The organism is Mycobacterium shinjukuense, assembly GCF_010730055.1.
In the GTDB taxonomy this organism is placed as follows: domain Bacteria; phylum Actinomycetota; class Actinomycetes; order Mycobacteriales; family Mycobacteriaceae; genus Mycobacterium; species Mycobacterium shinjukuense.
Genome location: NZ_AP022575.1, coordinates 1940641 through 1956720, shown reverse-complemented (window position 1 = coordinate 1956720; position 16080 = coordinate 1940641). Strand labels below are relative to the sequence as shown.

Below are 16080 nucleotides of genomic sequence, written 5' to 3'. Positions count from 1 at the left end.
GGTCAGCCCGACTTGAGCATGTTACGCAGCACGTACTGCAGGATGCCGCCGTTGCGGTAGTAGTCGGCTTCACCGGGGGTGTCGATGCGCACGACGGCGTCGAACTCGATCGTGGCGCCGCCTTCCTTGGTGGCCCGCACGCGCACCGTCTTGGGCGTCTGGCCGTTGTTGAGCGCGTCGATACCGGCAATGTCGAACACCTCGGTGCCGTCCAGTCGCAAGTCCTTGGCCGACTTGCCCGCCGGGAATTGCAGCGGGATCACACCCATGCCAATGAGGTTGGAGCGGTGGATGCGCTCGAACGACTCAGCGATCACCGCCCGCACCCCCAGTAGCAGGGTGCCCTTGGCCGCCCAGTCCCGCGACGAGCCGGAGCCGTACTCCTTGCCGCCGAGCACCACCAGCGGAATGTTTTGTGCCGCATAGTTTTGAGCCGCGTCGTAGATGAACGCCTGCGGGCCGCCTTCCTGGGTGAAGTCGCGGGTGTAGCCGCCGGAGACGTCGTCGAGCAGCATGTTACGCAGCCGGATGTTCGCGAACGTGCCGCGAATCATCACCTCGTGGTTGCCGCGCCGGGACCCAAAGGAGTTGTAGTCCTTGCGCGCCACGCCATGGTCGTCGAGGTATTGCGCCGCCGGGGTGCCCGGCTTGATGGCCCCGGCGGGGGAGATGTGGTCGGTGGTCACCGAATCACCCAGCAGCGCTAGCACCCGGGCGCCGGTGATGTTGGCGACCGGCGCGGGTTCGGCCGACATCCCCTCGAAATAGGGCGGCTTGCGCACGTATGTCGAATTGGGATCCCAGTCAAAGGTGTTGCCGCTGGGGGTGGGCAGGTTGCGCCAGCGGTCATCGCCCCGGAACACGTCGGCGTAGTTGTTGGTGAACATTTCCTGGTTGATCGCCGAGGCGATGGTTTCGGAGACGTCTTGTTGCGACGGCCAGATGTCTTTGAGGAAGACGTCGTTGCCGTCGTTATCGGTACCCAGCGGCTGGGTTTCGAAGTCGAAGTCCATGGTCCCCGCCAGCGCATAGGCGATCACCAGCGGCGGCGAGGCCAGGTAGTTCATCTTCACGTCGGGGTTGATGCGGCCCTCGAAGTTCCGGTTGCCCGACAGCACGGCGGCCACCGACAGGTCGTTGTCGTTGATCGCCCTCGAGATTTCCTCGGGCAGCGGCCCGGAATTGCCGATGCAGGTGGTGCAGCCGTAGCCGACCAGGTAGAAGCCCAGCTTCTCCAGATACGGCCACAGGCCCGATCGGTCGTAGTAGTCGTTGACCACTTGCGAGCCGGGCGCCATCGTGGTTTTCACCCATGGCTTGGCGGTCAGGCCCTTTTCGACGGCGTTGCGGGCCAGCAGCGCCGCGCCCAGCATCACCTCGGGATTGGACGTGTTGGTGCACGAGGTGATGGCGGCGATCACCACCGCACCGTGGTCGAGCACGAATTCGCCGAGTTGGTCGGACTTTACCGGCACCGGCTTGCTCACGCGGCCATGGGCGTGCGCGGCGGCCGAGTGCACGACGCCGTTGTCGTCGTCGGCGAACGTCAGTTGCCCCGGGTCGCTGGCCGGGAAGGTCTCCTCAACCACCTCGTCCAGCTTGGAGTGGTGGGTGGGTGCGGAACCGTCGCCGACATAGTGCGAAATCTGCTCGCGGAACACCGACTTGGCATCCGACAACCTGATTCGGTCCTGCGGGCGCTTCGGTCCGGCGATCGACGGCACCACGTCAGACAGGTTGAGCTCGAGGTATTCCGAGAACGCCGGCTGGTGTGCGGGGTCGTGCCACAGGCCCTGCGCTTTGGCGTAGGCTTCGACCAGCGCGACCTGCTCCGCCCTGCGGCCAGTGAACTTGAGGTAGTTGATGGTCTCCTCGTCGATCGGGAAAATCGCTGCGGTGGAACCGAATTCGGGGCTCATGTTGCCCAGCGTGGCCCGGTTGGCCAGCGGCACCTCGGCCACGCCCTCGCCGTAGAACTCAACGAATTTGCCGACGACGCCGTGCTTGCGCAGCATCTCGGTGACGGTCAGCACGACGTCGGTGGCGGTGACTCCGGGCTGGATCTCACCGGTCAACTTGAACCCGACCACCCGTGGGATCAGCATCGACACCGGCTGGCCGAGCATCGCGGCCTCCGCCTCGATGCCACCCACGCCCCATCCGAGCACGCCGAGGCCGTTGACCATGGTGGTGTGCGAGTCGGTGCCCACGCAGGTGTCGGGGTAGGCCAGCCCGTTGCGGGTCATCACCACACTGGCCAGGTACTCGATGTTGACCTGGTGCACGATGCCGGTGCCCGGCGGCACCACCTTGAAGTTGTCGAACGCGCCTTGTCCCCAGCGCAGGAACTGGTAGCGCTCACCGTTGCGCTGGTACTCGATTTCCACGTTGCGCTCGAATGCGTCCGCGCGGCCGAACAAGTCGGCGATCACCGAGTGATCGATCACCAGGTCGGCGGGCGCCAACGGGTTGACCTTGTCCGGGTTGCCGCCCAGCTCGGCGATGGCCTCACGCATGGTGGCCAGGTCGACGATGCACGGCACACCGGTGAAGTCCTGCATCACCACGCGGGCCGGCGTGTACTGGATCTCGATGCTGGGCTCCGCCGTGGGGTCCCAGTTCGCGATCGCCGCGATGTGGTCTTTGGTGATGTTGCTGCCGTCCTCGTTGCGCACCAGGTTCTCGGCGAGGACCTTGAGGCTGTAGGGGAGCTTCTCGGTGTTGGGGACGGCGTCGAGACGGTAGATCTGGTAACTGTTATCCCCGACCTGCAGGGTGTCGCGGGCTTCGAATGAGTTCACAGATTCCTTGCTGGTCACATCAACTCCCGGGGATTTAGTTCTCCCGCCGACGGGCCGTGTCGACGGTGCTTGGGCTGCCTTCCGAACAATGACGTCACTTTAACAGTACGCTTGTCCTGTTTGGAACCCCGGCGCGAGCCGCCGTCGCGCAGCATCAGGGTGAGGCGTCGCGTACCGTGCTGTTAGCCGTGGGTGCGAGAGGAGCGACGCGATGACCGGATCCGACGTCTCGTTGCCGCAGACGATCCCGTTCGTGCCGGCATACATTCCGGAAGACGTCGACATGACCGCGGTCAAGGCTCAGGTCGCCGCGACCGGGGTCAGCGCGCCGCCGGCGGCCATGTCGGGACTGCTCATGGTGGTCCAGCGGGCGCACGACGAGGGCATCGACCTCAAGATCGTGTTGCTCGACCACAACCCTCCGACCGACACCCCGCTGCGGGACATCGCCACCGTCGTCGGCGCCGACTACCGCGACGTCACGGTGTTAGCGCTCAGCCCCAACTACGTCGGCAGCTACAGCACGCAGTTCCCACGCGTCACGCTGGAGGCGGGGGAGGACCATTCCAAGACCGGCAACCCGGTGCAGTCGGCGCAGAATTTTGTGAACGAGCTGAACACCCCGGAGTTTCCCTGGAGCGCGCTGACCATTTTCTTGCTGATCGGCGTGCTCGCGGCGGCCGTCGCCACCCGGATCATGGCGCTGCGCAGTAGGCGATCAGCAACGTCGACTGCCATGGCCGTACCGCCTGCCGAAGAACCAGACCTCAGCGTCTAGCCTGGTCAACTCCCTTCTCCAGGGTCGACGGGCCGGCGCTTCGACTTGTGTGGCAAACCAGTCAGATAACCGTTCGGTCACATTAACTGCACGTCCAGGGTGCACTTTGTGACACAAGTTTCTTTGGCGTCAGATGTGACGTACGGTGCAAATGATGCTTGTGATGCCAATGGCGCCTTCAGCGAAAACTGTGCCGCCCGTCTGCGTTGAGCCATAGGAGAGTCGAATGAGACGCACCCGGCGTGGCTCTGGTTCGCGCTCGGCCGTCCGGTACGTGCGGCCTGCTGTCGTGAGCCTGGCGCTGCTGGTCTGCGCGCCGGAACTGACGCCGGCAAACGCCGATCCGGGCGCCGACGGCATCGCGGTCCTGATCGCCGCCGTCGCCAAGGCCAATCAGCGCCTGGAGGACCTGAGCGCGGCCGTCGAGACGGAGCAGGAGAGCGTCAACAAGGCGATGGTCGAGGTGGAGGCCGCGCGGGACAACGCCGCGGCCGCCGAGCACGAACTGCAGGCCAGCCAGCAGGCGGTCAAGGACGCCACTGCCGCGATCGACGCGGCTCAGCGACGGTTCAACGCGTTCGCGGCCGCCAGCTACATGAATGGGCCGTCGGACAGCTACCTGACCGCGAACGGCCCAGACGACATCATCGCGGCCGCGACCGCCACCAGGACGATGACCGCCGCCGCCCGGGCGGTGATGGTCAACCTGCAGCGAGCCCGGACCGAGCAGGTCAACAAGGAATCGGTGGCGCGGCTGGCTAAGCAGAAGGCCGACAAGGCCGCCGCCGATGCCAAGGCCAGCCAGGATGCGGCGGTGGCGGCGCTCACCGAGACCCGCCGCAAATTCGACGAGCAGCGCGAGGAGGTCAATCGGCTGGCCGCCGAGCGCGACGCGGCTCAAGCCAAACTCGACGCGGCCAGGCTGGTCGCTTGGTCGTCGGCGGGCGGGCAGGGTGCGCCGCCCTCGGGCGGCATGTGGGATCCCGGAGCCGGGCCGGCCGGTGGCCGCCGATGGGATGGCTGGGATCCCACGCTGCCCATGATTCCCAGCGCCAACATCCCCGGTGACCCGATCGCGGTGGTCAACCAGGTGCTGGGGTACTCGGCGACGTCGGCGCAGGTCACCGCCCAGATGGGGCGCAACTTCCTGCAGCAGTTGGGCATCCTCAAGCCCACCGACACCGGCATCAACAACGCTCCCCGAGGCTCGACCCAAGGCCGGATCCCCCGGGTGTACGGACGGCAGGCCACCGAGTACGTGATCCGTCGCGGGATGTCACAGATCGGGGTTCCCTACTCCTGGGGTGGCGGCAACGCGGCCGGCCCGAGCAGGGGCATCGACTCGGGTGCCAACACCGTCGGCTTCGACTGTTCGGGCCTGGTGTTGTACTCGTTCGCCGGGGTGGGCATCAAGCTGCCGCACTACTCGGGCTCGCAGTACAACCTGGGCCGCAAGATCCCGTCGGCGCAGATGCGCCGCGGCGACGTCATCTTCTACGGCCCGGGCGGCAGCCAGCACGTGACCATCTACCTCGGCGACGGGCAGATGCTCGAGGCCCCCGACGTCGGCCTGAAGGTCCGCGTCGCGCCCGTACGCACCAGCGGCATGACGCCGTTCGTGGTGCGCTACATCGAGTGGTGAGCGAAAGGCCATGAGCCACCGCCGATTTCGGCTGATCAAGCTGATCAACCTGACCTGGATCGCCACTGTCATGGTCGGGTTGGTGATCGCGGGGGCGGCACCGGCCCCGGCCGAGCCCGGCGAGTGGGATCCCACGCTGCCCGCCATCGTCAGCGCGGGCGCCCCGGGAGATCCGCTCGCGGTGGCCAACGCGTCGCTACAGGCCACCGCCCAAGCCACCCAAACCACGCTCGATCTGGGGCGGCAGTTCCTGAGCGGGCTGGGCATCAACGTGGGTGGCGGCAATTCGCCCGCGTCGTCGGCGGCCGGGGCGAACGCCAGCGGAAGCCGGATTCCGCGGGCCAACGCCCCGCAGGCCATCGAGTATGTGATCCGCCGCGCCGGGTCTCAGATGGGGGTGCCGTATTCCTGGGGCGGCGGGACGCTGGAGGGCCCCAGCAAGGGTGTCGACTCCGGCGCGGGCACCGTCGGGTTCGACTGCTCGGGGTTGATGCGCTACGCCTTCGCCGGGGTGGGCGTGCTGATCCCGCGGTTTTCCGGTGACCAGTACAACGCCGGCAAGCACGTTCCGCCGTCGGCGGCCAGGCGCGGTGACCTGATCTTCTACGGCCCGGGCGGCAGCCAGCACGTCGCCCTGTACCTGGGCAACGGTCAGATGCTGGAGGCATCCGGAAGCGCCGGCAAGGTCACCGTCAGCCCGGTGCGCAAGTCGGGCATGACGCCGTTTCTGACCCGGATCATCGACTACTGAACTCGGGGTGCGGCGACCGCGGCGTCGACGGAATCCGAGAGGCCTGGAATAGTTGAACGCGGGCACGTCGCTGCCCCTCGACATCGGTCGTGCCAGCAGTCGTGTCCGAAAGAGCTGTGGAGGGTTTTGATGACATCAGCAGGCGGGTTGCACCCGGGCGTCAGCGGTTACCCGGGCCCGGGTGGGCCGGCCCACGAGACACCTCCGGGCGGCGCGGATGCCCTGGCGGCCGAGGTGCACACCCTGGAGCGGGCCATCTTCGAGGTCAAGCGGATCATCGTGGGCCAGGACCAACTGGTGGAGCGGATGCTGGTCGGCCTGTTGTCCAAGGGGCACGTGTTGCTGGAGGGCGTGCCGGGGGTGGCCAAGACGCTGGCGGTGGAGACGTTCGCGCGCGTCGTCGGAGGGACGTTTGCACGCATTCAGTTCACCCCCGACCTGGTGCCCACCGACATCATCGGCACCCGCATCTACCGGCAGGGCCGGGAGGAGTTCGACACCGAGCTGGGTCCGGTGGTGGTCAACTTCCTGCTCGCCGACGAGATCAACCGGGCACCGGCGAAGGTGCAATCGGCGCTGCTGGAGGTGATGCAGGAACGCCACGTCTCCATCGGCGGCAAGACCTTCCCGCTGCCCAACCCGTTTTTGGTGATGGCCACCCAGAACCCGATCGAGCACGAGGGCGTCTACCCGTTGCCGGAGGCGCAGCGCGACCGATTCCTGTTCAAGATCAACGTCGGCTACCCGTCGGCGGAGGAGGAGCGCGAGATCATCTACCGGATGGGCGTCACCCCACCGCAGGCCAAGCAGATCCTCAACACCGGGGATCTGGTGCGGCTGCAGGACATCGCGGCCAACAACTTCGTCCACCACGCGCTGGTGGACTATGTGGTCCGGGTCGTGTTCGCCACCCGGGTGCCCGAGCAGCTGGGGATGAACGACGTCAAGAGCTGGGTCGCGTTCGGTGCGTCGCCGCGTGCTTCGTTGGGCATCATCGCCGCCGCGCGTTCGCTGGCGTTGGTGCGGGGGCGCGACTACGTGATCCCGCAGGATGTCATCGAAGTCATCCCCGATGTGCTGCGGCACCGGTTGGTGCTCACCTACGACGCGCTGGCCGACGAGATCACGCCGGAGATCATCATCAACCGGGTGCTGCAGACGGTCGCCTTGCCGCAGGTGAATGCCGTTCCGCAGCAAGGCCATTCGGTGCCTCCGGTGATGCAGGCGGCGGCCGCGGCCAGCGGCCGGTGACCGAAAGCAAAGCGCCGGCGGTCGTTGCTCCGCCGTCGCTGCTGCGCGGCGACATCGATGACCCGAAGCTGGCGGCGGCGCTGCGCACCCTCGAGCTGACCATCAAGCACAAACTCGACGGTGTGTTGCACGGCGACTACCTCGGCCTGATCCCGGGGCCGGGGTCGGAGCCGGGCGAGTCGCGGCTCTACCAGCCCGGCGACGACGTGCGCCGGATGGATTGGGCGGTTACCGCGCGCACCACCCACCCGCATGTGCGGCAGATGATCGCCGACCGGGAACTGGAGACCTGGCTGGTGGTGGACATGTCGGCCAGCCTGGACTTCGGCACCGCGGTCTGTGAGAAACGAGACCTCGCGGTGGCCGCGGCGGCCGCGATCACCTTCCTCAACAGCGGTGGCGGCAACCGGATCGGCGCGCTGATCGCCAACGGCGCAATGATGACCCGGGTACCGGCGCGCACCGGGCGCCAGCATCAGCACACGATGCTGCGCACCATCGCGACCATGCCCAAGGCTCCGGCCGGGGTCCGCGGCGATCTGGCGGTCGCCATCGATGCCTTGCGCCGGCCGGAACGCCGCCGCGGGATGGCGGTGATCATCAGCGATTTTCTGGGCCCGATCAATTGGATGCGTCCGTTGCGGGCGATCGCGGCCCGCCATGAGGTGCTGGCCATCGAGGTGCTCGATCCGCGCGATGTCGACCTGCCCGATGTCGGCGACGTCATCCTGCAAGACGCGGAATCGGGGGTGGTGCGTGAGTTCACCATCGACACCCAGCTGCGCGACGACTTCGCCCGGGCCGCCGCGGCGCACCGCGCCGACGTGGCTCGCACCATCCGCGGGTGCGGGGCGCCGGTGCTGACGCTGCGCACCGACCGTGACTGGCTTGCCGACATCGTGCGGTTCGTCGCTTCGCGGCGGCGTGGGGCATTGGCGGGGTCCCAGTGACGGTGCCACTGCTGGGGCCGATGACGCTGTCCGGCTTCGCGCACTCCTGGTTTTTCCTGTTCCTGTTCGCCGTCGCCGGGCTGGCCGCGCTCTACATCGTGCTGCAGCTGGCGCGCCAGAAGCGAATGCTGCGGTTCGCCAACATGGAGTTGCTCGAGAGCGTGGCCCCCAAGCGGCCGTCGCGCTGGCGGCACGTCCCGGCGATCCTGCTGGTGCTGTCGCTGGTGCTGTTCACCATCGCGATGGCCGGGCCGACGCATGACGTTCGGATTCCCCGTAACCGCGCGGTGGTGATGCTGGTCATCGACGTGTCCCAGTCGATGCGGGCCACCGATGTGGAACCCAACCGGATGGTGGCCGCTCAAGAGGCCGCCAAGCAGTTCGCCGACGAGCTGACCCCGGGCATCAATCTCGGATTGATCGCGTATGCGGGCACCGCAACGGTCCTGGTGTCACCGACCACGAACCGGGAGGCGACCAAGAACGCGCTCGACAAGCTGCAGTTCGCCGACCGCACCGCCACCGGCGAGGGCATCTTCACCGCGTTGCAGGCCATCGCCACCGTCGGCGCGGTCATCGGCGGTGGTGACACCCCGCCGCCGGCGCGCATCGTGTTGTTCTCCGACGGCAAGGAGACGATGCCGACCAACCCGGACAACCCCAAGGGCGCCTACACCGCCGCTCGCACCGCCAAGGACCAGGGCGTGCCGATCTCGACGATCACCTTCGGCACCCCCTACGGCTTCGTCGAGATCAACGGACAGCGCCAACCCGTGCCGGTGGATGACACGACGATGAAAAAGGTCGCCGAGCTTTCCGGCGGAAACGCCTACAACGCCGCAACGTTGGCCGAACTCAAAGCGGTCTACGCGTCGCTGCAGCAGCAGATTGGTTACGAGACCATCAGGGGTGACGCCAGCGTGGGCTGGCTGCGGCTGGGCGCGCTGATGCTGGCGCTGGCCGGACTGGCGGCGTTGCTGATCAACCGCAGGCTGCCGACGTAGCCGCGCGAGCGTAACCTCGCTGCGATCCAACCCCAGAGCTCAGTGGCACCGACAACGTCCGCGAGCGAGCCGGTTTCGGTGTTGCCGCGTCGAGACGATAGGTTGTCGGGGTGACTGACGCAGCCCCTGGAGCTCGACCCGCGTTCGTATCGCGTTCGGTGCTGGTCACCGGAGGAAATCGGGGCATCGGGCTGGCCGTGGCGCGCCGCCTGGCCGCGGATGGACACAAGGTCGCGGTGACCCACCGGTCGTCTGGCGCCCCGGAAGGGCTGTTCGGCGTCGAGTGCGACGTCACCGACTCCGACGCCATCGACGCCGCCTTCAAGGCCGTCGAGGAGCACCAGGGCCCGGTGGAGGTGCTGGTGGCCAACGCGGGCGTGACCTCCGACATGCTGATCATGCGGATGAGCGAGGAGCAGTTCCAGAAGGTCATCGACGCCAACCTGACCGGGGTCTTCCGGGTCGCCAAGCGCGCGTCGCGCAACATGATCAAGCAGCGCTTCGGGCGCTTCATTTTCATGGGTTCCGTGGTCGGGTTGACCGGCCTGCCGGGACAGGCGAACTACGCCGCCTCCAAGGCCGGGCTGGTCGGCATGGCCCGATCGCTGACCCGGGAGCTGGGCTCGCGCTCGATCACCGCCAATGTGGTGGCCCCTGGCTTCATCGACACCGAGATGACCCGCGCCATGGAGCCCAAGTACGTGGAGATGGCGCAGCAGGCGATTCCGTTGGGCCGCATCGGCAACGTCAACGAGGTCGCGGGTGTGGTCAGCTTTCTGGCGTCCGAGGACGCCGCTTACATCTCCGGCGCGGTGATCCCGGTCGACGGCGGCGCCGGCATGGGCCACTGAGAGGAAACACACATGGCAGGACTGCTCGACGGCAAACGGGTCCTGGTCAGCGGGATCATCACCGACGCCTCGATCGCGTTTCACATCGCCCGGGTGGCCCAGGAGCAGGGTGCCCAGCTGGTGTTGACCGGCTTCGACCGGATGCGGCTGATCCAGCGCATCGTCGACCGGCTGCCGCAGAAGGCGCCGCTGCTCGAACTCGACGTGCAAAACGAGGAGCACCTGGCCACGCTGGCCCAACGGGTGAGCGAGGCGATCGGCGAGGGCAACAGGCTCGACGGGGTGGTGCATTCGATCGGCTTCATGCCGCAGAGCGGGATGGGGATCAACCCGTTCTTCGACGCCCCCTACGAGGATGTGTCCAAGGGCATTCACATTTCCGCGTATTCGTACGCCTCGATGGCCAAGGCGCTCCTGCCGATCATGAATCCCGGCGGTTCCATCGTCGGAATGGACTTCGACCCGAGCCGGGCGATGCCGGCCTACAACTGGATGACGGTCGCCAAGAGCGCCCTCGAGTGTGTCAACCGGTTCGTGGCGCGTGAGGCCGGCAAGTATGGTGTGCGCTCGAATTTGGTTGCCGCCGGGCCGATTCGGACGTTGGCGATGAGCGCGATCGTCGGTGGCGCGCTCGGCGAGGAGGCGGGCGCCCAGATACAACTGCTCGAAGAGGGCTGGGATCAGCGCGCCCCGATCGGGTGGAACATGAAGGATCCCACGCCGGTCGCCAAGACGGTATGCGCACTGCTGTCCGAGTGGCTCCCGGCGACCACCGGTGACATCATCTTCGCCGACGGCGGCGCACATACCCAATTGCTCTAGGCGGCAATGGAATTCGATGCCATCCTGGTGCTGTCCTTCGGCGGGCCGGAAGGGCCCGAGCAGGTGCGGCCGTTCCTGGAGAACGTCACCCGGGGCCGCGGGGTGCCGCCCGAACGGCTGGAGGCGGTCGCCGAGCACTACCTGCACTTCGGTGGGATATCACCGATCAACGCGATCAATCGCGCGCTGATCGCCGAGCTGCAAGCGGTGCAGGACCTGCCGGTGTACTTCGGCAACCGCAACTGGGAGCCGTACGTTGAGGATGCCGTCATCGCCATGCGCGATGACGGCATTGGCTCCGCGGCCGTGTTCACCACCTCGGCCTGGAGCGGCTATTCCAGCTGCGCGCAGTATGTCGAGGACATTGCCCGGGCGCGTCGGGCGGCCGGCCCGGGTGCGCCCAAGCTGGTAAAGCTGCGGCCCTACTTCGACCATCCGCTCTTCGTGGAGATGTTCGTCGACGCCATCGCCGCCGCCGCCGAAACCCTGCCAGCCGACCTGCGCGCTGACGCAAGGCTGGTGTGCACCGCTCATTCGATCCCGGTGGCCGCCGACCGGGGCTGCGGCCCCAACCTCTACAGCCGCCAAGTCGCTTACGCCGCAAGGCTGGTCGCGGCCGCCGCGGGATATCCCGACCACGATCTGGCTTGGCAGTCGCGATCGGGCCCGCCGCAGGTTGCCTGGCTGGAGCCCGACGTCGCCGACCGTCTCAGGGCGCTGGCCGAGGCGGGCGTCCGTGCGGTGATCGTGTGCCCCATCGGATTTGTTGCCGACCACATCGAGGTGGTGTGGGATCTCGACCACGAGCTGCGTGCACAGGCCGAGGTGGCGGGGATGGCGTTTGCCCGTGCCGGCACCCCCAACGCCGATCGGCGGTTCGCCCGGCTGGCCGTCGGTTTGGTCAACGAACTGCGTTGCGGGCGTGAGCCGGAGCGGGTCGGCGGCCCGGATCCGGTGCCGGGTTGTCTGGCCAGCATCAACGGTGAGCCGTGCCGTCCGCCGCACTGCGTCGCGGCCCAAGCGACGGTCAATCCGACCAAGCCGAGCGCAGGATCGCGTTGACCGCGGCCATGCGCGCCGAACGCACGACGGCGGTCAGCGGGCGCAGCGCATCGTGGGCGATCCGCGCTTGCGACGATGAATGGGTGCCCAGCGGGGTCCGACTCGGCCGGGAGCTCACCGCGATGATCGCGTCGATGTGTGCGGCATGCTCGAGCACCCGCAGTGCACGCGAGGGCGCATGGTCGGGAACCCGGTGTTGCCGCGACGATTCCAGCAACTGCTCGACCAGGCCGCGCGGATTGGCGATGTCGCTCGATCCCAGCCCGATAGCGCTGAGCGCATCGGCGGCCGAGCGCACCGCAGACCGCAGCGCGTATTCGGCGTCGCCCAGCTCGTGGTGATCGGGCCCGGGTGCGCCGGGCAGCGAGTACACCATCCAAGTCAGCGCACACAATTCGGGTGCGGTTGCGTCGTCGTAGCGGAATTCGGGCACCAGCCCGATCGCCGCCACGGGATCGTCTGGGTTGGTGACGATCACCGCCTCGCCCGCGGCGAGGGCGTCCCGCTCGAACTGTGTTCCCGCGCACAGCCCGCGCACGTCGCCCGGCACCGGCAACACCACGGTGAGCGACGGCCCGGTGATCGCCCCGCGGCCGGCCGCGGTCCGCAGCGTCTGCAACAGTGACACCGTTGGGGAGTCGTGCACGTCGGGCCACGGCAGTCCGGTGTGGCCGGCAGCGACGGCGTCATACGCCGTCACGGATTGCGTTGGCGCCCACAGTGATAACGCGTCCAACACGTCGTCGGGCGCGGCCTTGCCGGCGAGCCAGGCGTTGGCCCACATCGACAGCGAAACGCTGGGACACCACATGATCTGGCAGTGTAGTTGTTCGACGCCGTTGTCGCGGATCACGCGTATTCTGTGCGCATGCCCGTCGCTTTGATCTGGCTCATCGCAGCGCTGGCGCTAGCCGGTGCGGAGGCGCTGACCGGCGACATGTTCTTGTTGATGCTCGGCGGCGGCGCGTTGGCGGCGTCGGCTACCAGCTGGCTGATGGATTGGCCGGTATGGGCCGACGGAGCGGCGTTCCTCGTGGTCTCGGTGGTGCTGTTGGTGTTGGTTCGGCCCGCGGTGCGCCGGCGGCTGCTGTCCGCCAAAGAAGTGCAGCTGGGCATCAAGGCTTTGGAGGGCAAGAGCGCGCTGGTGCTCGATCGCGTTGCCCGCGATCAAGGCCAGGTGAAACTCGACGGCCAGGTGTGGACGGCACGCCCACTGAACGACGGCGACGTGTTCGAACCCGGCGATTTGGTCACCGTGGTGCACATCAACGGGGCAACCGCGGTGGTCTTCAAAAACGGCTAACTCGAGAAAGGGATTCCCGTGCAAGGTGCGGTTGCCGGCCTGGTGTTTCTGGCCGTTCTGGTGATCTTCGCCATCATCGTGGTGGCCAAGTCGATTGCGCTGATTCCGCAGGCCGAGGCCGCGGTGATCGAACGGCTGGGTCGGTACAGCCGCACCGTCAGCGGGCAGCTGACGCTGTTGGTCCCGTTCATCGACCGGATCCGCGCCCGGGTGGATCTGCGCGAGCGGGTGGTGTCGTTTCCGCCGCAGCCCGTCATCACCGAGGACAACCTGACCCTCAACATCGACACGGTGGTCTACTTCCAGGTCACCATGCCGCAGGCGGCGGTCTACGAAATCAGCAACTACATCGTCGGTGTCGAGCAGCTGACCACCACCACGCTGCGCAACGTGGTCGGCGGCATGACGCTGGAGCAGACGCTGACCTCCCGCGATCAAATCAACGCCCAGTTGCGCGGGGTGCTCGACGAAGCGACCGGCCGGTGGGGATTACGGGTGGCGCGGGTGGAGCTGCGCAGCATCGACCCGCCGCCGTCGATCCAGGCGTCGATGGAAAAGCAGATGAAGGCCGACCGGGAGAAGCGGGCGATGATCCTGACCGCGGAGGGCACCCGGGAGGCCGCGATCAAGCAGGCCGAGGGGCAGAAGCAGGCCCAGATCCTCGCCGCCGAGGGTGCCAAGCAGGCCGCGATCCTGGCCGCCGAGGCCGACCGGCAGTCCCGGATGCTGCGCGCCCAGGGTGAGCGCGCCGCGGCCTACCTGCAGGCGCAGGGGCAGGCCAAGGCGATCGAGAAGACGTTCACCGCGATCAAGGCCGGCAGGCCGACCCCGGAGATGCTGGCCTACCTGTACCTGCAGACGCTGCCGGAGATGGCGCGCGGCGACGCCAACAAGGTATGGGTGGTGCCCAGCGATTTCAGCGCGGCGTTGCAGGGGTTCACCAGGCTGTTGGGCACACCGGGGGAGGACGGGGTGTTCCGGTTCGAGCCGTCCCCGGTCGACGAGGTGCCCAGGCACGCGGCCGACACCGACGACGCCGAGGTCGCCGACTGGTTCTCCACCGAGCCCGACCCGTCGATCGCCCGGGCGGTGGCCAAGGCCGAGGCGATGGCCCGCAACCCGGTCGACAATCCACTGGGGACAGCGCCGGGGTTGACCCAATAGGGTCCCCACGATGGCTCTGACCTCGCCGAAAGCCTACGCGCTGCTGGCCGCGTTGCAGGCCGGTGACGCGGTGGCGTGTGCGATTCCGCTGCCGCCCATCGACAAGGCTTTGGACAGGCTGGAAGTCCCGCAGGGCGTCCGCCCGATGCTGCCGGCGGTTAAGGCGGCGTCTGCGGTCGGTCTGCTGTCGGTCACCCGCTTTCCGGGCTTGGCGAGGCTGACCACCGCAATGCTGACGTTGTATTTCGTGCTGGCCGTGGGCGCACATCTCCGGGTGCGGGATCGGGTCGTCAACATGATTCCGGCGGCGTCGCTGCTGACGTTGTTCGCGGTGATGACGGTGAAAGGGCCGGACACCGTTTAGTCCAGGCGTAACTCCACCATCGGCAGCGGCGCGCCGGTGTCGGGGATCGGGGATTCGAGCGTCTCTACGAGCACCGGCTTGAGCCGCGCCCAGGCTCGGCCGTGGCGGCCACGGTAGGTCGCCAGGGTCCGGTCGGTTTCATCTTGGTCGAGGATGCGCGCGGTGGCGGGCGCGGGCGCGTGGCTGCCGGCATAGACGCGCACCCGCGGGTTGGCCTCAATGTTGCGGAACCACTGGGCTTTCCGCCCGAAACCGGAAGCGACGACATAGGTGTCCGGGACGGGGTGATCGACGACTTCCAGCACGGCGTAGCGGCGCGCGCCGGATTTACGGCCGATGTGCTCGAGCATCAGGATCCGTGAACCGAACAGCCCACCCGCGCGTGCCTTGTAGATCCAGATCGGCGCGCGCATCAGGCTGCGTGAGCGCATCAAACGTGCGCCGAGCTTGGCCAACCACGACATCCTTCATCCCTGCGTTCTCAGGGAACCTGGCGCTGTCATGATGTCACGCATCGTGGCCGCGTCTCCCGGGCCCACCCAAACGCCGACCCCACCCAGGTAAGCCGTCATCAACAGAACACGGCCCCGCCGCGGGGCCGGCGGCTGCCCCGTCGCCGGTACGGGCACCCCCAAACCCGCCCGGCCCCGGACCCAGCGGGTGGAGCGGCCCAGTTGCAGTGAACCTGAAGAATCAGGGCCCGGGCGGCACGGGCGGCACGGGCGGCGTTAAGCCGGACGTAGGCGCCGGTGGGGTGCCGGCCGCCGGGGGCGGCGGTGGCGGGTAGCTCACCGGCGGCGTCGATGACAGCACCGACGGATAGGGCGGCGGCGGAAGCTCGACACGGACCTTCAAGGTGAGGCCGGTGACCGCGAAAGCGGCGATCGCGCCGAGCGCCAAGCCAGCAAGCCCGGCGCCGGCCACCACGGCTGTGGAATGCCGTCGACCGGGGTCGGCTGGGGTGGCGGCGGTGTTGTCGTGGGTCATGTGGTTCTCCATGTCGTCGGATGGATCGGGAAGAAACTCGGGTGCTTTGGCCTCGCCTCAGCCGCGCACGATAACAATGGGCCCATGGCCGATCGTTCGCGAACGGACGGCGGCCGCTCGGTCGCGGCCGCGACCGATCAATTTCCGGCTGTACTTGGCTGCGGCGGCGGAGTGAATGGCCAGAGTGATGGGTGGTATTGGGGCGGCGGCGTGATTTTGCTGGATGTCGTTGGGACACGCCCGGCCGTGGCCGCTGAGGCCGGGCCTTTTGGCATCGTTGGTCACTGAATTCACTCGCGTAACATTGGATTTACCCTTCAATGGTGTGGCATACGCCAGCCAACCGTGAT

Annotated in this window: 17 protein-coding genes; 13 read left to right on the top strand and 4 right to left on the bottom strand. The window is 67.5% G+C overall.

Annotated elements, in window-relative coordinates:
- Window positions 1-2: 2 nt before the first annotated feature.
- Complete coding sequence (locus G6N20_RS08555; protein ID WP_083049178.1) at window positions 3-2819, bottom strand: aconitate hydratase; 2817 nt, start codon at window positions 2817-2819, stop codon at window positions 3-5.
- Window positions 2820-3012: 193 nt separating this feature from the next.
- On the opposite strand from G6N20_RS08555, the gene G6N20_RS08550 reads away from it, so the two are divergent.
- The 9 genes from G6N20_RS08550 (at window position 3013) to G6N20_RS08510 (ending at window position 11912) form a co-directional block, all read left to right on the top strand.
- Window positions 3013-3579 (top strand): Rv1476 family membrane protein, encoded by a 567-nt coding sequence (locus G6N20_RS08550; protein ID WP_083049176.1) that lies wholly within the window; start codon window positions 3013-3015, stop codon window positions 3577-3579.
- Window positions 3580-3805: 226 nt separating this feature from the next.
- Window positions 3806-5221 carry an NlpC/P60 family peptidoglycan endopeptidase RipA gene (ripA, locus tag G6N20_RS08545; protein WP_083049173.1) on the top strand — a complete coding sequence of 472 codons (1416 nt, stop codon included), beginning with the start codon at window positions 3806-3808 and terminating at the stop codon, window positions 5219-5221.
- A gap of 10 nt (window positions 5222-5231) precedes the next feature.
- Complete coding sequence (gene ripB / locus G6N20_RS08540; RefSeq protein WP_083049171.1) at window positions 5232-5972, top strand: NlpC/P60 family peptidoglycan endopeptidase RipB; 741 nt, start codon at window positions 5232-5234, stop codon at window positions 5970-5972.
- A gap of 129 nt (window positions 5973-6101) precedes the next feature.
- Window positions 6102-7223: a chaperone MoxR1 gene (gene moxR1 / locus G6N20_RS08535; protein ID WP_083049169.1), complete on the top strand. Its 1122-nt coding sequence runs from the start codon at window positions 6102-6104 to the stop codon at window positions 7221-7223.
- The gene (locus tag G6N20_RS08530; RefSeq protein ID WP_083049167.1) at window positions 7220-8173 is read left to right on the top strand and encodes a DUF58 domain-containing protein; all 954 of its coding nucleotides are present in this window, start codon (window positions 7220-7222) and stop codon (window positions 8171-8173) included. Before moxR1 ends, G6N20_RS08530 begins: the two co-directional genes overlap by 4 nt.
- On the top strand, window positions 8170-9177 hold the full coding sequence (locus G6N20_RS08525) for a VWA domain-containing protein (RefSeq protein ID WP_083049164.1): 1008 nt from the start codon (window positions 8170-8172) through the stop codon (window positions 9175-9177). Before G6N20_RS08530 ends, G6N20_RS08525 begins: the two co-directional genes overlap by 4 nt.
- A 110-nt stretch (window positions 9178-9287) precedes the next feature.
- Window positions 9288-10028 (top strand): 3-oxoacyl-ACP reductase FabG1, encoded by a 741-nt coding sequence (gene fabG1, locus G6N20_RS08520; protein WP_083049162.1) that lies wholly within the window; start codon window positions 9288-9290, stop codon window positions 10026-10028.
- Window positions 10029-10040: 12 nt separating this feature from the next.
- On the top strand, window positions 10041-10850 hold the full coding sequence (inhA, locus tag G6N20_RS08515; RefSeq protein WP_083049160.1) for an NADH-dependent enoyl-ACP reductase InhA: 810 nt from the start codon (window positions 10041-10043) through the stop codon (window positions 10848-10850).
- 6 nt (window positions 10851-10856) lie between these two features.
- Window positions 10857-11912: a ferrochelatase gene (locus tag G6N20_RS08510; protein ID WP_083049157.1), complete on the top strand. Its 1056-nt coding sequence runs from the start codon at window positions 10857-10859 to the stop codon at window positions 11910-11912.
- Here the strand turns inward: G6N20_RS08510 and G6N20_RS08505 are convergent.
- Entirely contained in the window at window positions 11878-12723 is an 846-nt protein-coding gene (locus tag G6N20_RS08505) for a hypothetical protein (protein WP_083049239.1), read from the bottom strand. The two genes, G6N20_RS08510 and G6N20_RS08505, sit on opposite strands and share 35 nt — an antisense overlap.
- A gap of 57 nt (window positions 12724-12780) precedes the next feature.
- Between G6N20_RS08505 and G6N20_RS08500 the strand changes: the two genes are divergently transcribed.
- Genes G6N20_RS08500 through G6N20_RS08490 form a run of 3 tightly spaced genes read left to right on the top strand, consistent with a single transcriptional unit; the run spans window position 12781 to window position 14743 of the window.
- A complete protein-coding gene (locus G6N20_RS08500) occupies window positions 12781-13215 on the top strand; it encodes an NfeD family protein (protein WP_083049155.1) in 435 nt (144 codons plus the stop codon).
- A gap of 18 nt (window positions 13216-13233) precedes the next feature.
- Window positions 13234-14379 (top strand): SPFH domain-containing protein, encoded by a 1146-nt coding sequence (locus G6N20_RS08495; RefSeq protein WP_083049152.1) that lies wholly within the window; start codon window positions 13234-13236, stop codon window positions 14377-14379.
- A 10-nt stretch (window positions 14380-14389) separates the two neighbouring features.
- Entirely contained in the window at window positions 14390-14743 is a 354-nt protein-coding gene (locus tag G6N20_RS08490; RefSeq protein ID WP_083049150.1) for a DoxX family protein, read from the top strand.
- Here the strand turns inward: G6N20_RS08490 and G6N20_RS08485 are convergent.
- Entirely contained in the window at window positions 14740-15207 is a 468-nt protein-coding gene (locus G6N20_RS08485; protein WP_083049147.1) for a nitroreductase family deazaflavin-dependent oxidoreductase, read from the bottom strand. The two genes, G6N20_RS08490 and G6N20_RS08485, sit on opposite strands and share 4 nt — an antisense overlap.
- A gap of 229 nt (window positions 15208-15436) precedes the next feature.
- Entirely contained in the window at window positions 15437-15730 is a 294-nt protein-coding gene (locus G6N20_RS08480; RefSeq protein WP_142272068.1) for a hypothetical protein, read from the bottom strand.
- Between the two features lie 84 nt (window positions 15731-15814).
- Between G6N20_RS08480 and G6N20_RS08475 the strand changes: the two genes are divergently transcribed.
- Complete coding sequence (locus tag G6N20_RS08475) at window positions 15815-16018, top strand: hypothetical protein (RefSeq protein WP_142272067.1); 204 nt, start codon at window positions 15815-15817, stop codon at window positions 16016-16018.
- Window positions 16019-16080: the final 62 nt, after the last annotated feature.

What these genes read in the sequence shown, in the direction of transcription:
- G6N20_RS08485 (WP_083049147.1), bottom strand. Translation starts at nt 15,207, where the DNA reads ATGTCGTGGTTGGCCAAGCTCGGCGCACGTTTGATGCGCTCACGCAGC.
- G6N20_RS08505 (WP_083049239.1), bottom strand. Translation starts at nt 12,723, where the DNA reads ATGTGGTGTCCCAGCGTTTCGCTGTCGATGTGGGCCAACGCCTGGCTC.
- G6N20_RS08510 (WP_083049157.1), top strand. Translation starts at nt 10,857, where the DNA reads ATGGAATTCGATGCCATCCTGGTGCTGTCCTTCGGCGGGCCGGAAGGG.
- G6N20_RS08480 (WP_142272068.1), bottom strand. Translation starts at nt 15,730, where the DNA reads ATGACCCACGACAACACCGCCGCCACCCCAGCCGACCCCGGTCGACGG.
- moxR1 (WP_083049169.1), top strand. Translation starts at nt 6,102, where the DNA reads ATGACATCAGCAGGCGGGTTGCACCCGGGCGTCAGCGGTTACCCGGGC.
- G6N20_RS08500 (WP_083049155.1), top strand. Translation starts at nt 12,781, where the DNA reads ATGCCCGTCGCTTTGATCTGGCTCATCGCAGCGCTGGCGCTAGCCGGT.
- ripB (WP_083049171.1), top strand. Translation starts at nt 5,232, where the DNA reads ATGAGCCACCGCCGATTTCGGCTGATCAAGCTGATCAACCTGACCTGG.
- inhA (WP_083049160.1), top strand. Translation starts at nt 10,041, where the DNA reads ATGGCAGGACTGCTCGACGGCAAACGGGTCCTGGTCAGCGGGATCATC.
- G6N20_RS08550 (WP_083049176.1), top strand. Translation starts at nt 3,013, where the DNA reads ATGACCGGATCCGACGTCTCGTTGCCGCAGACGATCCCGTTCGTGCCG.
- ripA (WP_083049173.1), top strand. Translation starts at nt 3,806, where the DNA reads ATGAGACGCACCCGGCGTGGCTCTGGTTCGCGCTCGGCCGTCCGGTAC.
- G6N20_RS08475 (WP_142272067.1), top strand. Translation starts at nt 15,815, where the DNA reads ATGGCCGATCGTTCGCGAACGGACGGCGGCCGCTCGGTCGCGGCCGCG.
- G6N20_RS08490 (WP_083049150.1), top strand. Translation starts at nt 14,390, where the DNA reads ATGGCTCTGACCTCGCCGAAAGCCTACGCGCTGCTGGCCGCGTTGCAG.